17 protein-coding genes are annotated in these 18872 nt (G+C 32.4%); 15 read left to right on the top strand and 2 right to left on the bottom strand.

Annotated elements, in window-relative coordinates; translation table 11 throughout:
• Positions 1 to 66 precede the first annotated feature (66 nt).
• From mnmG to AAC053_RS05110, 3 genes are all read left to right on the top strand, one after another.
• Complete coding sequence (gene mnmG / locus AAC053_RS05100) at positions 67 to 1938, top strand: tRNA uridine-5-carboxymethylaminomethyl(34) synthesis enzyme MnmG (RefSeq protein ID WP_339753627.1); 1872 nt, start codon at positions 67 to 69, stop codon at positions 1936 to 1938.
• An 81-nt stretch (positions 1939 to 2019) separates the two neighbouring features.
• On the top strand, positions 2020 to 2877 hold the full coding sequence (locus AAC053_RS05105) for a class I SAM-dependent methyltransferase (RefSeq protein WP_339753630.1): 858 nt from the start codon (positions 2020 to 2022) through the stop codon (positions 2875 to 2877).
• 242 nt (positions 2878 to 3119) lie between these two features.
• The gene (locus AAC053_RS05110; RefSeq protein ID WP_339753632.1) at positions 3120 to 3638 is read left to right on the top strand and encodes an OmpH family outer membrane protein; all 519 of its coding nucleotides are present in this window, start codon (positions 3120 to 3122) and stop codon (positions 3636 to 3638) included.
• Between the two features lie 51 nt (positions 3639 to 3689).
• Here AAC053_RS05110 and AAC053_RS05115 read toward each other — a convergent pair whose 3' ends face one another.
• Positions 3690 to 4847 carry a DNA polymerase III subunit delta' gene (locus AAC053_RS05115; RefSeq protein WP_339753635.1) on the bottom strand — a complete coding sequence of 386 codons (1158 nt, stop codon included), beginning with the start codon at positions 4845 to 4847 and terminating at the stop codon, positions 3690 to 3692.
• A gap of 245 nt (positions 4848 to 5092) precedes the next feature.
• Between AAC053_RS05115 and AAC053_RS05120 the strand changes: the two genes are divergently transcribed.
• From AAC053_RS05120 to AAC053_RS05130, 3 genes are all read left to right on the top strand, one after another.
• Complete coding sequence (locus tag AAC053_RS05120; protein WP_339753638.1) at positions 5093 to 6280, top strand: phosphoglycerate kinase; 1188 nt, start codon at positions 5093 to 5095, stop codon at positions 6278 to 6280.
• 62 nt (positions 6281 to 6342) lie between these two features.
• Positions 6343 to 7902 (top strand): LysM peptidoglycan-binding domain-containing protein, encoded by a 1560-nt coding sequence (locus AAC053_RS05125; protein WP_339753640.1) that lies wholly within the window; start codon positions 6343 to 6345, stop codon positions 7900 to 7902.
• 24 nt (positions 7903 to 7926) lie between these two features.
• Positions 7927 to 8907 (top strand): DUF4837 family protein, encoded by a 981-nt coding sequence (locus AAC053_RS05130; RefSeq protein ID WP_339753643.1) that lies wholly within the window; start codon positions 7927 to 7929, stop codon positions 8905 to 8907.
• A 52-nt stretch (positions 8908 to 8959) separates the two neighbouring features.
• Here AAC053_RS05130 and tatA read toward each other — a convergent pair whose 3' ends face one another.
• Positions 8960 to 9142 carry a twin-arginine translocase TatA/TatE family subunit gene (gene tatA, locus AAC053_RS05135; protein WP_339753645.1) on the bottom strand — a complete coding sequence of 61 codons (183 nt, stop codon included), beginning with the start codon at positions 9140 to 9142 and terminating at the stop codon, positions 8960 to 8962.
• A gap of 113 nt (positions 9143 to 9255) precedes the next feature.
• On the opposite strand from tatA, the gene AAC053_RS05140 reads away from it, so the two are divergent.
• The 9 genes from AAC053_RS05140 to AAC053_RS05180 are packed head-to-tail and all read left to right on the top strand — an operon-like array spanning position 9256 to position 18350.
• Positions 9256 to 10125 carry a M23 family metallopeptidase gene (locus tag AAC053_RS05140; RefSeq protein WP_339753648.1) on the top strand — a complete coding sequence of 290 codons (870 nt, stop codon included), beginning with the start codon at positions 9256 to 9258 and terminating at the stop codon, positions 10123 to 10125.
• On the top strand, positions 10125 to 11627 hold the full coding sequence (locus AAC053_RS05145) for a GH3 auxin-responsive promoter family protein (RefSeq protein WP_339753651.1): 1503 nt from the start codon (positions 10125 to 10127) through the stop codon (positions 11625 to 11627). The genes AAC053_RS05140 and AAC053_RS05145 overlap by 1 nt, the downstream gene beginning before the upstream one ends.
• A 27-nt stretch (positions 11628 to 11654) precedes the next feature.
• Entirely contained in the window at positions 11655 to 13346 is a 1692-nt protein-coding gene (locus AAC053_RS05150) for a hypothetical protein (RefSeq protein WP_339753654.1), read from the top strand.
• Positions 13347 to 13349: 3 nt separating this feature from the next.
• Entirely contained in the window at positions 13350 to 14447 is a 1098-nt protein-coding gene (locus AAC053_RS05155; RefSeq protein ID WP_339753657.1) for a hypothetical protein, read from the top strand.
• 5 nt (positions 14448 to 14452) lie between these two features.
• Positions 14453 to 15505: a dTDP-glucose 4,6-dehydratase gene (rfbB, locus tag AAC053_RS05160; protein WP_339753660.1), complete on the top strand. Its 1053-nt coding sequence runs from the start codon at positions 14453 to 14455 to the stop codon at positions 15503 to 15505.
• Positions 15502 to 16371, top strand: a complete 870-nt coding sequence (gene rfbA / locus AAC053_RS05165) for a glucose-1-phosphate thymidylyltransferase RfbA (RefSeq protein WP_339753662.1) — start codon at positions 15502 to 15504, stop codon at positions 16369 to 16371. Before rfbB ends, rfbA begins: the two co-directional genes overlap by 4 nt.
• Positions 16368 to 16913, top strand: a complete 546-nt coding sequence (gene rfbC, locus AAC053_RS05170; protein WP_339753664.1) for a dTDP-4-dehydrorhamnose 3,5-epimerase — start codon at positions 16368 to 16370, stop codon at positions 16911 to 16913. The genes rfbA and rfbC overlap by 4 nt, the downstream gene beginning before the upstream one ends.
• Positions 16910 to 17767 (top strand): dTDP-4-dehydrorhamnose reductase, encoded by an 858-nt coding sequence (rfbD, locus tag AAC053_RS05175; RefSeq protein WP_339753667.1) that lies wholly within the window; start codon positions 16910 to 16912, stop codon positions 17765 to 17767. The genes rfbC and rfbD overlap by 4 nt, the downstream gene beginning before the upstream one ends.
• 46 nt (positions 17768 to 17813) lie before the next feature.
• The gene (locus AAC053_RS05180; protein WP_339753670.1) at positions 17814 to 18350 is read left to right on the top strand and encodes a hypothetical protein; all 537 of its coding nucleotides are present in this window, start codon (positions 17814 to 17816) and stop codon (positions 18348 to 18350) included.
• The last annotated feature ends 522 nt before the right edge of the window (positions 18351 to 18872 follow it).

Raw genomic sequence — 18872 nt, forward strand, 5'->3', positions numbered from 1 at the left:
CGTATATTTGCAAACTCAATTTTTTTGAAACCCAACTGTTCCACGTGGAACATTAAGGAATAAGATATGTTTAACGATGTTTATGATGTTATTGTTGTAGGAGCTGGTCACGCAGGTAGCGAGGCTGCTGCTGCTGCTGCAAATATGGGGAGCAAGACATTGTTAATTACGATGAATCTTCAAAGCATTGCACAGATGTCTTGTAATCCTGCCATGGGTGGAATTGCAAAGGGACAAATTGTAAGAGAGATTGATGCGCTTGGAGGTTATAGTGGGATTGTTTCAGATACCTCAGCAATTCAATTTAAGATGCTTAATAAATCTAAAGGACCAGCAATGTGGAGTCCAAGAGTGCAAAGTGATAGAATGCGCTTTGCTGAAGACTGGAGATTGCGTTTAGAAGGAACACCGAATCTAGATTTTTATCAGGAAATGGTTTCAGGTTTAATTGTAGAGAATCATAAAGTCGTTGGTGTAAAAACATCATTAGGAATTGAAGTTAGAGCAAAATCTGTTGTTCTTACTAATGGTACTTTTTTGAATGGTTTAATACATATTGGTGATAAGAATTTTGGTGGAGGAAGAGCGGGTGAAAGAGCTGCAACAGGAATTACAGAACAACTCGTAAATCTAGGTTTTGAATCAGGCAGAATGAAAACAGGAACACCACCAAGAGTAGATGGAAGATCTTTGGATTATTCTAAAATGGTTGAGCAGCCAGGTGATGAAAACCCGCAGAAGTTTTCTTATTTAGACACAACGAAAGTATTAGAAGAACAACGCTCTTGTTACATGACATATACAAGCGGGCAGGTTCACGATTTTTTGCGAGAAGGTTTTGATCGTTCGCCAATGTTTAATGGTAGAATTAAAAGTGTTGGACCAAGATACTGTCCGTCTATTGAAGATAAGATTAATCGATTTGCTGATAAGGATAGACATCAATTGTTTGTTGAACCAGAAGGATGGAATACATGTGAGGTTTACGTCAATGGATTCTCAACATCACTTCCTGAAGATGTGCAGTTTAAAGCATTGCGTTCTGTTGTCGGTTTCGAAAATGTTAAATTCTTCAGACCAGGTTATGCAATAGAATACGATTATTTTCCACCAACTCAATTAATGCACACGCTAGAAACTAAGTTGGTACAAGGTTTATATTTTGCTGGTCAGATTAATGGAACTACGGGTTACGAAGAAGCAGCCTCTCAAGGCTTAATGGCTGGAATAAATGCCAGTTTAAAAGTTCAAGAAAAAGAAGCTTTCACTTTGCAAAGAGATGAGGCCTATATAGGTGTCTTAATAGATGATTTAATTACAAAAGGAACTGAAGAGCCTTATCGCATGTTTACATCGCGAGCAGAATATAGAACGCTTTTAAGGCAAGATAATGCTGATTTTAGATTAACTCTAAAAGGATATAAAATAGGTTTAGCTTCTGAAAAGCGCTTAAGGCGTATGCAAGAAAAGGAATCTAAATCTGACGCATTCGTTCAATTTTTCAAGGATACAAGTGTAAAACCAGAAGAAGCAAACTTGGTTTTAGAAGCTAAGAATTCATCACCAGTAAAACAACAAGATAAGATGTTTAAGCTGTTTGCAAGGCCTAATATCACTATTGATGATGTAAGAAAATTTGAAGCTGTTGAGAACTATATCCAGACTAACAATCTGGACTTAGAGGTTTTAGAGCAAACCGAAATTCAGGTAAAATATGCTGGTTATATTGAGAAGGAAAAGAACAATGCAGATAAATTGAATAGGCTTGAGAATTTAAAAATCCCAGCTGGTTTCGATTACACAAAATTGAAGTCCATGAGTATTGAAGCTAGACAAAAGTTAACTAATATTCAACCTGTAACTATATCACAAGCCTCTAGAATTAGTGGAGTTTCACCAAATGATGTTTCTGTTTTATTAGTGTATCTAGGAAGATAAATCGTAATGTTCCACGTGAAACAATTCAATTTAATCACAAAACTCTTGTCATTCTTAACCGAGTTTAGAATCTAGTTTAATATGAATAACAAGCCAGTACATCTAACTGTAAAAGACCATTCCGTTTCGGGTGAAGACTACCAATTAATATACAATAAGGAATTAGATATGTTGGAAACATTCCCTAAACCTAAAGCGGAAAAATTATCTAACTATTATAAAAGTGAAGACTACATTTCTCATACCAACACCAAACGAAATCTGTTAGAATACGTTTATCATTCTGTTAGAAAAATTGCTTTAAAACGGAAATTAAAATTGATTAATTCGTTTAACTCGCAAGAAAAAAATCTTTTAGACATTGGTTGTGGTACAGGTGATTTTTTAGAAACGGCTTTAAAAGACAATTGGATTATTACAGGAATTGAACCAGATGAAAGTGCTAGAGAAATCGCAAACTCAAAAACAAACAATTCTGTTTATAAAACAGAACATTTAGCAAAACTAAAACCAAATAGTTTTGATGTAATTACGCTATGGCATGTTCTAGAACATTTACCAAATTTAGAAATGCATACAGCGTTATTTAAATCACTTTTAAAACCAAATGGGACTTTAGTTATTGCGGTTCCTAATTTTAAAAGTTACGACGCGCAGCATTACAAAAACTTTTGGGCAGCTTATGATGTGCCAAGACACCTTTGGCATTTTTCGAGAACATCTATTTCAGAATTATTTAATAGGGAAAACTTAAAATTGGTAAAAACCTTGCCAATGATTTTTGATGCTTATTATGTGAGCTTACTTTCTGAAAAATATAAATCAGGGTTCATGAATCCATTCAAAGGATTTTGGGTTGGTTTTAAATCAAATCGAAAGGCAAGACGATCAAAGGAGTATTCATCACACATTTACATCTTAAAAAGCTATAATTCTTAATTTAAAAAGTGTTGCTTCACTATTTATTTAATGATTAAGTAAAATAACTAAGAAAAAAGATATGCGCTTAAATCGCTTTATTTGAATTTATTCTCTATTGGTTTAGTGAATAGCGAAGGGCTTCATCATAGACATTACCAATAATTAAAAAAATTAGCAAATCAAAGCTTAACTTTTTTACATTTGCAAAAATTTAATTTTAAAATAAAAATTGTTACTAATTATTAAATAATAAAAATGTTATGAATAAAAAAATAGTTGTTGCCTTAGTTATTTTAGTTGCTTTTGCATCTTGTACACAACCTGAGAAAACTGGTTTTATAAATAACTCTGAACTTATTAATGAATATCAAGGAAAAAAAGATATTGAAGATAAATATAAACTCAGAGACGAAGTGTCTAAAAGAAAAAGCGATAGTCTCGGGCAAGCTTATCAAATAGAAGTAATGGGTTTACAGCAAAAAATAGCAAAAATGTCTGAAAAGCAACAGCAAGCTGCTGCACAACCATTTCAGCAAAAATGGCAACTTATTGAGCAGCAAATGAAATCTGAACAACAGAAGTTTCAAAAAGATTTTCAAACGGAAATTGATTCTTCTATTATTGAAGTTGCTGATTTTGTGAAGGGCTATGCTAAAAAGAATGGCTATACTTATATTTTTGGGACTAGTGATATTTCTAGAAGTGTAATGTACGGAGATGAAACCAAGGATTTAACAAAAGACATTCTAGAAGCGCTTAACATATCTTATAAAGAGTAAGAATAGGTATAAACATTACACTTATTTATTTCACTGAATTTAAAGCTGAGCTTATGCTTGGCTTTTTTTATGCAATAAACGCGTCAATTTTATAGATAAATCTGTAAGAATAATCTTAGAGTTGCCATTGCGTTCAATGTGATAGATAGCATCTTGTAATTCATCTGATATCTCTAAAATATTAGAATCGTGAACAAAAGGCGCAAACTTTTCAAGTTTAAAGTTTTCGGATTTAGGCTCTAAATAGACAAGGTCGTTTGCCTTATAATTCAGAAGTAGCGCTTGCCTAAAATAGTTCAAACAAAAGCTTAAAAATTTCTTTTGAGTCTCACGTCCAGTTTTAGCAATTTCTTCAGACCATGAAATTAAATCGTGAATAGCACTTTTATTACCTTTAGCTTTAAAGGCAGAACGTACCCAAAGTATAAACCATTTTTCAAACTGAATATCTTCACTATCCTGATAAATTAAATCACAAGCCTTATTATAATTACCATTAGCCTGATGCGCAATTTTGGTAGCAACAGAGGTTTCGATATGATAGTTTTTCACCAAAGCTTCTGCAATAGCATCTTCCGCCAAAGGCGGGAAATGTAATACCTGACAGCGAGATCTAATCGTGCCAATGATTTGCTCTTCATCTTCAGCAATAAGAATAAAAATAGTTTTTTCTGGTGGCTCTTCAATTAATTTTAAAAGCTTATTAGCAGCTGGTGTATTCATTTTTTCAGCCATCCAAATAACCATTACTTTATATCCGCCTTCATAAGATTTAAGCGCTAACGATTTTACAATTTGTAAAGCCTCATCAACCCCAATCTGACCCTGTTTATTGTCTACACCTAAAAGTTTATACCAATCAAAGAGGTTACCATAAGGTTGTTGGTCTATAAGCTGTCTCCATTCTTCTAAATAAAAATTTGAAACAGGTTTGCTTTTTACTTTATCGCTTGTTGTAACAGGGAATGCAAAATGAAGATCGGGATGCGAAACGTTTTTAAATTTTAAATTACAAGAATCATTACCACCTGTATTTTCTCCATTTGTATTGCTGCACAAAATATATTGCGCATAGGCTAAAGCCATTGGTAGTGTGCCAGAACCCTCTGGACCAACAAATAATTGTGCATGTGCAATTCTACCAGCATCGACGCTTGTAGTAAGGTGGTTTTTTATATGTTTTTGACCTAAAACTTCAGAAAATAACATAAAGCAAAACTATGTAATTTTTTTATCCTTAAACTCATCTTAACTTTTTGTTTTTAACCGAAAATGAAATTAAATTTGTTTAGATGAGATACTTTTTAAAGGCATAGCAATGCTACGCTTAAAAACCCGTAATAAAATATAAGCGAATTTCATACATTTTTTTAGTAAACAGAGAAAGTCAAGATGAGTTCACATTCTAATCTTTATATTTGTTCATCAAAATAAATTTTATCCTTTCTAAACAAATGAAGACTTTAAACGATTTCAATTTTGAAAATAAAAGAGCATTAATTCGAGTAGATTTTAATGTGCCATTAAATGATAATTTCGAAGTTACTGACGCAACCAGGATAGTCTCTGCAAAACCTACAATTATAAAGATCTTGGAAGATGGTGGTAGCTGTGTATTAATGTCGCATTTGGGTCGCCCAAAAGGCGTACAAGATGAATTTTCGTTAAAGCATATTGTTAATAAAATCGAAGATATTTTAGGTGTTGAAGTAAAGTTTGCAAGTGATTGTGTTGGAGATGAAGCAGAAGAAATGGCTGATGCTTTAGAACCTGGTGAAATCTTATTACTCGAAAATTTACGTTTTCATGAAGAAGAAAAACAAGGAGATAGAGCTTTTGCAAAGCTATTATCTAAGTTGGGAGACATCTATGTGAATGATGCTTTTGGTACTGCGCATAGAGCGCATGCATCTACAACAATCGTAGCAGAGTTTTTTCCTGAAGCAAAATGCTTCGGAATTTTATTAGCCAAAGAAATTGAAAGTATTAAAAAGGTGATGGAAGATGGGGAAAAGCCTGTTTTAGCAATACTTGGTGGTGCAAAAGTATCTTCGAAAATCACAGTAATTGAAAACATATTAGATAAGGTTGACCATCTTATTATTGGAGGCGGAATGACATTTACTTTTGTTAAAGCACAAGGTGGATCCATTGGCGAATCGATTTGTGAAGATGATAAAATGGAATTAGCTTTAGATATAATGAAGCAAGCTGAAGACAAAGGTGTTAAAATTCATATTCCTGTAGATGTCATTGCTGCAGATGCTTTTAGTAATGATGCAAATACTCAAATTGTAGATGTAAATCATATTCCTGATGGATGGCAAGGCTTAGATGCTGGCCCTAAATCCATAGAAATTTTTGATAAGGTTGTAAACGAATGTAAAACGATCCTTTGGAACGGTCCTCTTGGAGTTTTTGAAATGGAAAGTTTTGCAAATGGAACTATAGCTCTAGGAGACTCTATAGCAAATTCGACTAAAAACGGAGCTTTTTCTCTTGTTGGTGGTGGAGATTCAGTTGCAGCAGTGAAACAATTTGGTTTTGAACATAAAGTGAGCTACGTAAGCACAGGTGGTGGAGCGATGCTTGAAAGTTTAGAGGGTAAAACTTTACCAGGTATTGCGGCTATACTAGACTAAAACTCTTAAAAACACTAATTTAGACCAATTAGCGTTACCTCTAATACATCAAATTTGTAACTATGACCATTAAAATATTTTTATCGGCTTACTTTTGTGTGGTTACGATATTTGGGTTTTCTCAGACTAAAACAGACAGTATTGTTAAAGCTGAGACTATTGTTATTAAGACTAATGATTCTCTTATTGACGGAAAGCTTATTACTCCACAAAAGATAATTCTGGCAGTTGTAGATTCTTTGGGCATTAAGAATCTTCAAGATTTACCTGAAGCAGCAGAATTAGAAGAAAAATGGCTTGAAGAACTTTATAGCACCTCGCTTTTTGATACCATTTATAAGTCTGTTACAGAACTCAAATATGATCCTGTAGATTACCCTGAGCTTTCTACAGACACTTTAAAAGCAAGATTGAAACGCTTAAATGCCAGAACACCTTTTAATGTAGAATACAATCCATCATTAGAAAATGTTATAAAAAATTACCTCAAACACAGACGAACCTCTATGGAACGTTTAATGGGTTTGAGTCATTTTTATTTCCCAATGTTTGAGCAAGAGTTTGACAATTACAATATTCCTCTAGAGATGAAATATCTGTCTATTGTAGAATCTGCCTTAAAACCAAGAGCCAGATCTAGAGTAGGCGCAACAGGCCTATGGCAATTTATGTTTGCGACGGGTAAAGAATATAAATTAGACGTAAGCAGTTATGTAGATGAGCGCAGTGATCCAATAAAATCTACCACTGCAGCAGCACAATATTTATCGCGCTTGTACAGAATTTTTGGTGATTGGGATTTAGCATTAGCAGCTTATAACTCAGGACCAGGAAATGTAAACAAAGCGATTAGGCGGTCTGGCGGTTATAAAAATTACTGGAACATACGCCAGAATCTTCCTAGAGAGACAGCAGGTTATGTGCCTGCGTTTTTAGCGACTATGTATATCTTTGAATTTGCAGAAGAACATGGTTTTAAACCAGAGCGACCAGCATTTCAACATATTCAAACCGATACTATACACGTAAAGCAAATGATTACCCTAGATCAGGTTGCAGAAACTACAGGAGTAAATATTGAAGAATTACAGTTTCTAAACCCATCTTATAAATTAGATATTATCCCTAAAGTAGAAGGGAAGACATACGTATTAAGATTGCCTAGAGAAGCTGTTGGTGTTTTTACCGCGAATGAAGATGAAATTTATGCTTTTGCAAAAGCAGAATTTAATAAGCGAGAAAAACCATTACCACAACTTTTTAATGCAGATACAAAAGTAAGATATCGTGTAAAAAATGGGGATTATTTAGGGAAAATTGCAAGAAAATATGGAGTAAGAGTTAGCCAAATTAAACGTTGGAATGGTCTTAGAAGCAATAACCTAAAAATAGGACAAAGATTAACGATTTACCCTAGAAATCCAAGCGGTTCAACTAAAACTCAGCACATAAGCAAAACAGTTAGCAAAGCAGGCAAAAAGACTTATAAAGTAAAATCTGGTGATTCACTTTGGAGTATTGCTCAAAAATTTTCTGGGGTTTCTGTTCAAAATATTAAAGATTGGAACGGTATTGGTAGCAACAAACTCAAAATAGGAATGACACTAGTGGTGTCAAAATAAATGAACAGACAAAAACCTAAATTTATGAAAACTTTATATACGGTATTATTATGTGTTTTTTTAATGGCATGTGGAGAAACAAAAGAGGGTGATAATAAAATATATCTTCCGGCATCTAATGGAAATTTAAATAGCATTTCTGTAGTAGTTGATAATCAACTATGGGAAGGTAATGTTGGTGAAAGCATCAGAGACATTTTTGCAGCACCATTAAATGGTTTACCTTCAGACGAACCACTATTTAGCATGCGACAAATTCCACCACAGATTTTTGATGGCTTTACAACACGAAGCAGAATTGTACTTAAAATTGAAAAAGGAAATTTAGAAGCCAAAACAAAAATTGTAAATGAAGCTTTTGCAAAACCACAAACCGTTGCTGTTGTTGGCGGTAAGACCAATAAAGATATTATTACCCAGTTAAAAGAAAATAGAGACAAAATAATTGATGCTTTTAATAAAGAAGAAGTTAAGGAGAAGCAAAGACGAATAAAATTATCTTTATTAGCTGATGAAAAGATGGAAAATAAATTGGGTTTTACCATCAATATTCCCTCTGCTTATAAAATTAGTAAAGCCAGTGATGATTTTTTCTGGATTAGAAAAAACCTTAGTAATTCTAAGACCATAGAGCTTATGATATACGAGGTACCTTTAGAAACCCTTTCTAAGGGAGATAGCACAATCATTGATATTATTGAGATGAGAAATAAGATTACAAAATCAAAAATCCCTGGTGAAGATGGTATTTATATGGCTGTTGAAGATGCTTATGCGCCTGCTTTATTTAATACAATAATTGACAACAAACCAGCTTATGAGGTAAGAGGTATTTGGGAAATGATTGGTTATACCATGGCTGGACCATTTATAACTTATATCATTGAAGATAAAATTAATAATCGCTATTTAGTAGCAGATGGCTATGTGTATGCGCCTTCATTAGAAAAGCGAGGTTATGTTTTTGAGCTAGAGTCAATTATTAAATCCATAACTATAAAATAACAAAAAGCCTACTTTTAAAGTAGGCTTTTTGTTATTTTTTCTCAAAAAGATTTTATTCTTTTTCTTTGCTATCAGCTGTATCGTCTTTACTTGCGTCTTTAAATTCCTTAATTCCGCTACCTAAACCTCGCATTAATTCGGGAATCTTTTTTCCTCCAAAAAGCAATAGAACAACTACTACTATAAGGATTATCTGAGGCGCACCAATTGCTAATGGAACAATATTTAAACTCATAATTTTTAATTTAGACCACAAAGTTAGTAATTATAGTTTAATAATGGCGTTGTAAAGTCAACTTTAGGACTTTATCATTATGCTATTTCACTATTTTAACTAATTTTGTTTTGATGGCAAAAGAGAAAAAAAAGAAAAAGAAATTTGCTAAAAAGCTACTTCATAAGTACCGTTTAGTTATTTTAAATGAAGATACTTTCGAAGAGCGTTTTGCAATAAAATTGACGCGTCTTAATGTCTTTATACTGACATCAATTTCCGCAATCTGCCTTGTAGTCTTAACTATTTTGCTAATTGCATACACTCCATTAAGAGAATATATACCAGGTTATTCTTCAGCAAAATTAAAGAAGGAGGCCTCATTATTGAATTACAAGACAGACTCGTTGGTTAAAGAATTAGAATTGAACAAACGTTATTATGCCTCAATAAGAAAAGTATTAACAGGAGATGTTTCTACAGTAGATTTTAACAGGGATTCTATAATAGCCGCCGCACAGAATGACATTGATATTTTCCAAGTTACTACCAATAAAGAAGATTCCTTGCTTAGAGAAAAAGTAGAAAAAGAGGATAAGTATAATCTTTTTGAATTCTCTGGAGATAAGTCTAATTATGTGTTATTTCCACCAGTTAATGGAACGATTTCAGATGGATATAATATAGAAGAAAAGCACTTTGCAGTAGATGTTGTTGTTACTACAAACACACCTGTAAAGGCAACTGCAGATGGAACGGTGATATTTGCGGAATGGACCGTAGAAACAGGTTATGTAGTAATCATTGAGCACAACCAAGAATTGATTTCTGTTTACAAGCATAATTCAGCCATAACAAAATCTCAAGGAGATTTAGTGAAGGCTGGTGAAGTGATAGCTATGTCTGGTAATTCAGGGGAATTAACCACTGGCCCACATTTACATTTTGAACTTTGGAGCAAGGGATATCCCGTAAACCCAACTAATTTTATTGATTTTCAGTAATGCCATCAATTAAAGCCGCACTTTCTAAACCTTTTGCAAAATATATTGCTAAGCGAATTAAAAAATGGTCTTCCAAGCCTATTGAAACGCAGCAAAATGTATTTAAACACCTTCTTGCTGAAGCTTCAAACACAGTTTTTGGTAAAGATCATGGTTTTAGAGAAATTCAATCTTACGAAGATTTTAAGGAGAATGTTCCTATTCGAGATTATGAAGAATTGAAACCTTATGTAGAACGTGTTGTTGCGGGAGAAAAAGATATCCTATGGAGAGGAAAACCGATTTACTTTGCTAAAACCTCGGGCACTACTTCTGGAGCAAAATATATTCCGATTACAAAAGAAAGTATGCCAACTCATGCAGAAGCGGCTAGAAATGCAATTTTGCTGTATATTCATGAAACAGGAAATTCGAAATTTGTAGATGGTAAAATGATTTTTCTTCAAGGAAGCCCAATTTTAGAAGAGAAAAATGGCATTAAGTTAGGACGATTATCAGGTATTGTAGCGCATTATGTACCAAAATACCTTCAAAAAAATAGAATGCCAAGTTTAGAAACCAATTGTATTGACGATTGGGAAACTAAAGTTGAAGCTATTGTAGAAGAAACTATAAATGAGGATATGACGATTATTTCTGGAATTCCATCTTGGGTTCAGATGTATTTCGAAAAGCTGATGCAAAAAACAGATAAGAAGGTTGGTGATATTTTTAAGAATTTCAACCTCTTCATTTTTGGTGGTGTAAACTACGAGCCTTATCGTGCTAAATTCGAAAATCTAATAGGTAGAAAAGTAGATAGTATAGAACTATATCCTGCTAGTGAGGGCTTTTTCGCATTTCAAGATAAGCAAGGTGAAAAAGGCATGTTGCTTCAATTAAATTCTGGTATTTTTTATGAATTTGTAGAAGCAGAGCATTTTTTCGAAAGTAACCCAAGACGTATTACTATTGCAGATGTAAAGCTAGGTGTCAACTATGTGATGGTTATTTCTACAACAGCAGGTCTTTGGGCATACAATATTGGAGATACCGTAGAGTTTACATCATTAAAGCCCTATAGACTCATAGTTAGTGGTAGACTAAAACATTTTATTTCAGCATTTGGAGAACATATTATAGGTAAGGAAGTAGAGCAAGCATTGAGAGATGCTACAGAAAACACATCTATTTCCGTGAATGAATTTACAGTTGCACCACAAATAAGCCCTAATGAAGGTTTACCATATCATGAATGGTTTATTGAGTTTGAGAACGAACCCAAAAATGCGCAAGACTTCATAGAAGTTCTCGAGCAATCATTACAACAACAAAACAGCTATTATTTAGATTTAATTGAAGGCAAAGTATTAAGATCCTTGAAGGTCACAAAAATCAAAAAAGACGGTTTTCAAACCTATATGAAATCCATTGGAAAATTAGGTGGGCAAAATAAAATCCCTAGATTATCTAATGATAGAAAAATTGCTAACCAACTGTATCAACTCAATTTAACGAAATAACGCTATATTTGCAGGTTAAAATAACCTATGAGTACAACTAATAAAAAACACGAAAGAACAAGAGCTCAAGAAAGCTCAAGCGCAATAGAACGCATGTATATTACAATGCGTCACCTCTTTAATCGTGGGTTTTACAAACCCATGGGAGTTTCAGGAGAAACTTTACGTGAGGCCTTACTTCTATTAAGACCAGAAATTTATGGATCTATTGGTGAAGAAAAAGCAGAGCTAGAAGGCTTGCTTTATGTTGTAGATAGATTACCACAAGGTATAGAGGAATGTACTTTTATAAATCTCACTAGTGATGAAGGTTATGCCAATTCGCACTTTAAGCCAATCATTCCACCAAAAAGAAGGCGTAACTGCTATCGAATTGATGATGAGCAGATGAATATTGAAATCACAAGAGGTCGCTCTGAGATATACGATATATTGACACATCTTACGTTTCTATTTGTTGAATCTCACAAAATAAGTAAGCGTGTTATTATTGACGAAGAAGGAGCAACAGTAAGAGATTGGCAAAAGCTAGAGAAAGCGGTTACTTCAGCCAAAAAATTGACGCAAAAAGAGCGGGAAATCGCTATTACGCATACTGCAAATATCCTTGGTAGAACATTTAATGAGCTAACTGAGGCTTATCCAAAATTTGCGACAGAGAATCAACCAGAACGCTTGTTACAGATTGTTTATTGGCTGGGTAAATTAGCAATAGAGGAAACTGTTAACAACAATAAACGGACGGTAACTTTTAGCCCCGTTTTAAGAGAGCGTTTAGGTCACCATATACATGGAGAAGTTTGGGCAGACACAATTAAATCAGTACTAGATAAAAATGGACTGTTAGAAAGACCAATTCATATCATTAGTGCTAACATGCACAGTGTAATGAATTCTCTATTTGCAAAAGGAACACTTAAAGGAGTAGATGCTAAGAAAGATATTTTCGAAACTTATGAAGCACTTAGTGATTCTAAAAACGGCATCTTACGCAATAAAGTGGAAAAATTTGCGTTGCAAAACGGAATGCTCTATATAAAAGACACTTCGGGTACCAATATCGATGTTCAAATTTTTGACACAGATAAGATAGACTTTTCTAAATCAGAATTCAAGTATTTAGAAGAATACAAGAATAATAAAGCGGTTATATTTGTCATGGATTACGCATTTGGTGAACAAGCTTATGAAACTTTAGATGAGTTTTTAAAGCCAATTAAGGTAGATGATAAGCATGTGCTTTTAGATGTAAAATCTATTTCAATAATGGGTAAGGCAGGTATTTTAGAAGGAGGGAAAGGAGACGTTATGATTCCTTCAGCTCATATTTTTGAGGGTACGGCGGATAATTATCCATTTAAGAATGAACTAAGTAAAAACGATTTATTAGATTGCGGAGTCGATGTTTTTGAAGGTACCATGGTAACCGTTTTGGGTACTTCACTTCAAAATAAAGAGATTTTAAAGTTCTTTAAGAAGTCAACCTGGAATGTTATAGGTTTAGAAATGGAAGGTGCACACTATCAAAAAGCCATACAAGCAGCCTCTAAAGTAAGAGGAAGTATCAATGAAGATGTAAAAGTAAGATATGCATACTATGCAAGTGATAACCCTTTAGAAACAGGAAGTACATTAGCATCTGGTGGATTAGGAACCTCTGGTGTTAAACCAACATACGTTATAACAAAAAAAATACTAGAACAAATATTTAATTCTTAATATATGAGTGAGAAATTACCACAGCAAAATCCAAATGAAGAAATTGATTTAGGACAATTATTTAATGCCATTGGTAGATTGTTTGAGAAAATAGGAGACTTCATAAAATCTATATTCAAAATACTTTTATTGATATTAGAAAAAGTAGGGATTTCAATACTGGTATTAATAAATATAGTTAAGAAGCATTTTTTTAAAATAGTTATTCCATCTATTGCAGTATTTGCATTTTTTATAATAATGGGGAGACTTGCAGTTAAAGAATACAAATCAGATATACTTATAAGTCAAAACTATCAAACAGGAAGATTGTTATATTCTACTATAACGAAATTAAACCTATTAGCGTCTTCAAACGATAGTATAGCATTAAGTAGAGAGTTGGATATCTCCATGCAAACAGCGGCAAAAATAAAAGGGTTTGAAGTAGGGAATTTTATGAACCAGAATCAACTAGAATTAGAATATTATAGTATGTTAGAGGAGAATGATACAATCCTTATTAGTTTAGAAAAACACATTGAGTACAAAGACTTAGAGAATTTCCCTTCACAACAGATAGCTGTTAAATCGAGCTATAAAGATGTATTTAATGAAGACTTGTCTAACGCAATAATTAAAACTTTTGAAAATAACACATATTATAATGAGGAGAGATTAAAAAAACTTAATGAAATAGACGATAGAATAAAAGTTTTAAAAAATTCTTTAAGAAAATCAGAGGAACTTCAAAAGGAGTATGTTAATCTTCTAAAGACATATTATATGTCTGAGGTTTCTGAATCAGATAAAGCCACAGTGAATTTAAACTTAAATAATTCAAAAGAAAAGGTTAACACCAGAGAATTTGACTTATTAAAAAACCAAAGAGAAATTGAACTAGAGATTAATAAATTAAAATCAGCTAGAGTTGGTATCAAAGAAATTGTCAGGGTTCAGAAAGGGTTTAATCAACCAATAAGAGTAAAAAACACCTATAAAAAGTACAGAAATTATGCCACTTTAATAACGTTCTTTATTTTTACTTTAATTTTCCTCTTTAAAGAGTTTAACATAGGGGGATTTATCGAAGAGCACGGAAAGTTAAATAAATTAAAATAGAGAATGTGAAAAAAAAAATTCTAATAACCGGAGGTGCTGGCTTTATTGGTTCTCATGTAGTTAGGTTATTTTTAAACAAATACCCAAACTATGATATCTATAATTTAGATGCTCTCACCTATGCAGGTAATTTAGAAAACCTTACCGATATAGAGAACGTAAAAAATTATACATTTATAAAGGGAGATATTACTGATGAAGTATTTATATATAAGATATTTTCTAAATATAAATTTGATAGTGTAATACATTTAGCAGCAGAGTCTCATGTAGACAGATCAATAACGGATCCTTTGGCTTTTGTGAAAACAAATGTCATTGGTACTATGATTTTATTGAATGCTTTTAAAGATTACTGGAGTTCAAATTTTGAAAATAAATTATTTTACCACATAAGCACAGATGAGGTTTATGGTACTCTTAGTGAAACTGGTTTATTTACCGAAGAAACACCTTATAACCCTAACTCACCATATTCATCATCAAAAGCCAGTTCGGATCATTTTGTGAGGGCTTATGGGGAAACCTATAACCTGCCTTATATTATTTCAAATTGTTCAAATAATTATGGACAAAACCAATTTCCAGAAAAACTGATTCCATTATTTATTAATAATATTATTAATAATAAACCATTACCAGTATATGGTGACGGAAACTATACTCGAGACTGGTTATATGTAAAAGATCACGCAACAGCAATTGACACTATATTTCACAATGGACTAAACAATGAGACTTATAATATAGGAGGGTTTAATGAGTGGAAAAATTTAGATTTAGTTAAATTGCTTTGTGGTCACATGGATGTTAAATTAAAAAGAACACCTAAAAAATCGGAAGCCTTAATCACTTTTGTAAAGGATCGACCGGGTCACGATTTAAGATATGCCATTGATGCGTCTAAAATTAAAAGAGAATTAGGCTGGGAGCCTTCAGTGACTTTCGAAGAAGGATTAAAAATAACAATAGATTGGTATTTAGATAATAATAAATGGTTACAAAATGTTACTAGCGGACTGTACCAAAGTTATTACGAAAAACAATATAGAAAATGAAAGGAATTATACTCGCAGGAGGTTCGGGAACTAGATTACACCCCCTAACACTCGCAGTAAGCAAACAGCTAATGCCAATTTATGATAAGCCAATGATATACTACCCATTGTCAACGCTTATATACTCCGGGATTAGAGAAATTTTAATAATATCTACACCAAAAGATTTACCCTTGTTTAAAGATTTATTAGGAGATGGGATAAAATATGGATGTAGATTTGAGTTTGCTGTTCAACTAGAACCTAAGGGATTAGCAGAAGCATTTATTATTGGCTCTGATTTTATTGGTAAAGATAAAGTGGCTTTAATTTTAGGTGATAATATATTTTATGGTACAGGTTTATCGAAATTATTACAAGCCAACAATAATCCTAATGGAGGAATTATCTACGCATATAGAGTCCATGATCCAGAGCGTTATGGAGTAGTTGAGTTTAATAAGTTAGGAAAAGTAATCTCGATAGAAGAAAAACCATTAGAGCCAAAATCTAACTATGCTGTTCCTGGAATTTATTTCTACGATAATAGCGTAGTTGATATAGCAAAAAGTATTACGCCAAGTCATAGAGGTGAATTAGAAATTACTGATATAAACAAAGAGTATCTTAAACAAAATAAATTGAGCGTTAGTATATTAGATCGAGGAACAGCTTGGCTAGATACAGGCACATTTCAATCCTTAATGCAGGCCTCACAATTTGTTGAAGTTATTGAAGAACGGCAAGGTTTAAAAATAGGATCTATAGAAGGAGCGGCTTTTGAAATGGGATATATTGAAGAGGAAGAATTTAAAATATTAGCAAAACCATTAATGAAAAGTGGCTACGGAAAGAATTTATTAGGACTATTGAATCAAAGAATATGAATGTAACAGAGACAAAACTAAACGGTTGTTTTATTCTTGAGCCTAGAGTTTTTAAAGATGAAAGAGGATATTTTTTTGAAAGCTTCAATAAAAACAACTTAGAAAAAACCCTAGGTTCAACTATAGATTTTGTTCAAGATAATGAATCCTTTTCCTCTAGAGGAGTACTTAGAGGGCTTCATTATCAACTTAGAGAATATTCTCAGGCAAAGCTTGTGCGTGTTATTCTGGGTAAGGTATTAGATGTTGTAGTTGATTTAAGAAAGGGGTCAAACACATTTGGACAACATATAACAGTAGAATTATCTTCTGATAATAAAAAACAATTATTTGTACCAAGGGGATTTGCCCATGGGTTTGCAGTATTAAGTGATACCGTTATTTTTTCATATAAATGTGATAATTTTTATAATAAAGAAGCTGAAGCGGGTATTATCTATAACGACTCAGTTTTAAATATTGATTGGCAACTGCCTAAAAATGAGATTATTATATCTGAAAAAGACATGTATTTACCAACGTTCGAAACCGCAAGAATATGAATGTATTAGTTACAGGTGGTAATGGACAACTTGCAAAATGTATAAGAGATATAGATTCAAAATTAGAGGGTTATAATTTTATCTATAAAGACGCTTCTGAACTCAATATCTTGAACGAAGATTTAATAAAGTCTTGTTTTTTAAAATATAACTTTAAATATCTCATAAATTGCGCGGCATATACAGCTGTGGATAAAGCAGAATCTGATGCGGATAATGCACATAAAATCAATACTCAGGGATCAGAAAATTTAGCTAAAATTTGTTCTGCTTTCAATACCACATTAATTCACATTTCAACAGATTTTGTATTTAATGGGGATTCTAAAGCACCATACAAAGAGGAAGATAAAACAAACCCTATAGGTGTATATGGAGCCAGCAAATTAAATGGAGAACAACGAATTAAAGAAATATTAGATCAGTATTTTATTATAAGGACATCTTGGTTGTACTCTGAGCATGGGGAAAATTTTTTAAAGACAATGCTTAGATTATCTAAAGACCATAATGAGTTAGGAGTTGTAGGGGATCAAATAGGCAGTCCTACATACGCTAAAGATTTAGCAGCAGTTATTTTAAAGATTATTGAAAAGAATAATACAGATTATGGACTTTATCATTATAGTAATCTAGGGGTTATTAGTTGGTTCGATTTTGCCAGTGAAATCTTTAGCCAAAGCCATATTATCATTAAACTTAACAACATTAAAACCGAGCAATACCCAACGCCTGCGGAGCGACCAAATTATAGTGTTTTAGATGCCTCTAAAATCAGTAAAGCATTAGATATAGAAATTCCGAATTGGAAAGATAGTTTATCAAAAGCCCTTTCAAATTTAACTACTAATTAGCCTTTAATATTAAATTATACAGGAGGTTATTAAAAAGAAAACAAACATGAAAAGAGTTTTATTAGCAACAGCATTAGTATTTGTTTTTGCAAGTTGCAAAAACGAGAAAAAAGAAATAGATATATCTAATACAAAGGTTGAGAAGGTAGAATTTAAAAGCAAAACCTTAACAATCGATTTAACAGTTCAGTATGCGTTAAATGATAATATTTGGTTGTTCTATACTGAGGATTTTGAAGCTTATAAATATGAGGTTAAAAACGCAATTCAGAAATCTATAAAAGGTAATGAAGATTTTCAAACCATAAGTTTTGAAATTCCTGAAGATGTATATCCACAGGGAATCAAATTCTTATTTAGTAATAACAAGAGTCAGAAAACAATGGCTTTAAAGAATATTAAAATACACAACGGTAAAAAAGAATTTATTGTCGATTCATCTAACTTCGTTAGCTTTTTCAACTTTAGTAAATTTATAGATACTGCAGATGGAAGTGTTATTGAACTGATAGAAGTTGACGGTATTTATGATCCAAACATTGTAAGTTCTTCTCAATTAAACAATGAGATTGTAAAGTTTTAATATAATGATTCGCCATACCTATTGAATTTATTTAATGAAATCAATTATAGACATCAAATTGGGATCTTATTTAGAGAATGTTCTAAATAGATTGATTTTTATTTCTGTTTTAGAGTTAATCGCAGTGTTAATTTTTAAAGAAAGCATTCATACGTTTATATACTTTTTCTTAGGATTTAATTTCTATAAATTTTATATTATATTATTTCGAAATAATCGATTAACCTCACCTCTTTTTTTCGTGTCAATTGTATTTATATTTTGGCTATCATTGGGTAATTTTTTAAATGTAGTTTTAACTAAATACACAGACGAAAGTCACTACTTTGAAATTACCAAACTTGTTTCTATTTCATACTTATTACTCCTGTTAGGATTAGCTACAGGAGAAAAAATTAAGTTTCCAAAAATAAAGCGACCCTATTTTTATTTAGACTTCAAGAGTGCAGCACTGATACTATATGGCATCAGCGTTTTTTCTATGATTTGTTCTATAATTTATAACTATCCAATTATAAAAGC

Origin of the sequence: uncultured Winogradskyella sp., from assembly GCF_963975125.1 — a bacterium.
Taxonomy (GTDB): Bacteria; Bacteroidota; Bacteroidia; order Flavobacteriales; family Flavobacteriaceae; genus Winogradskyella.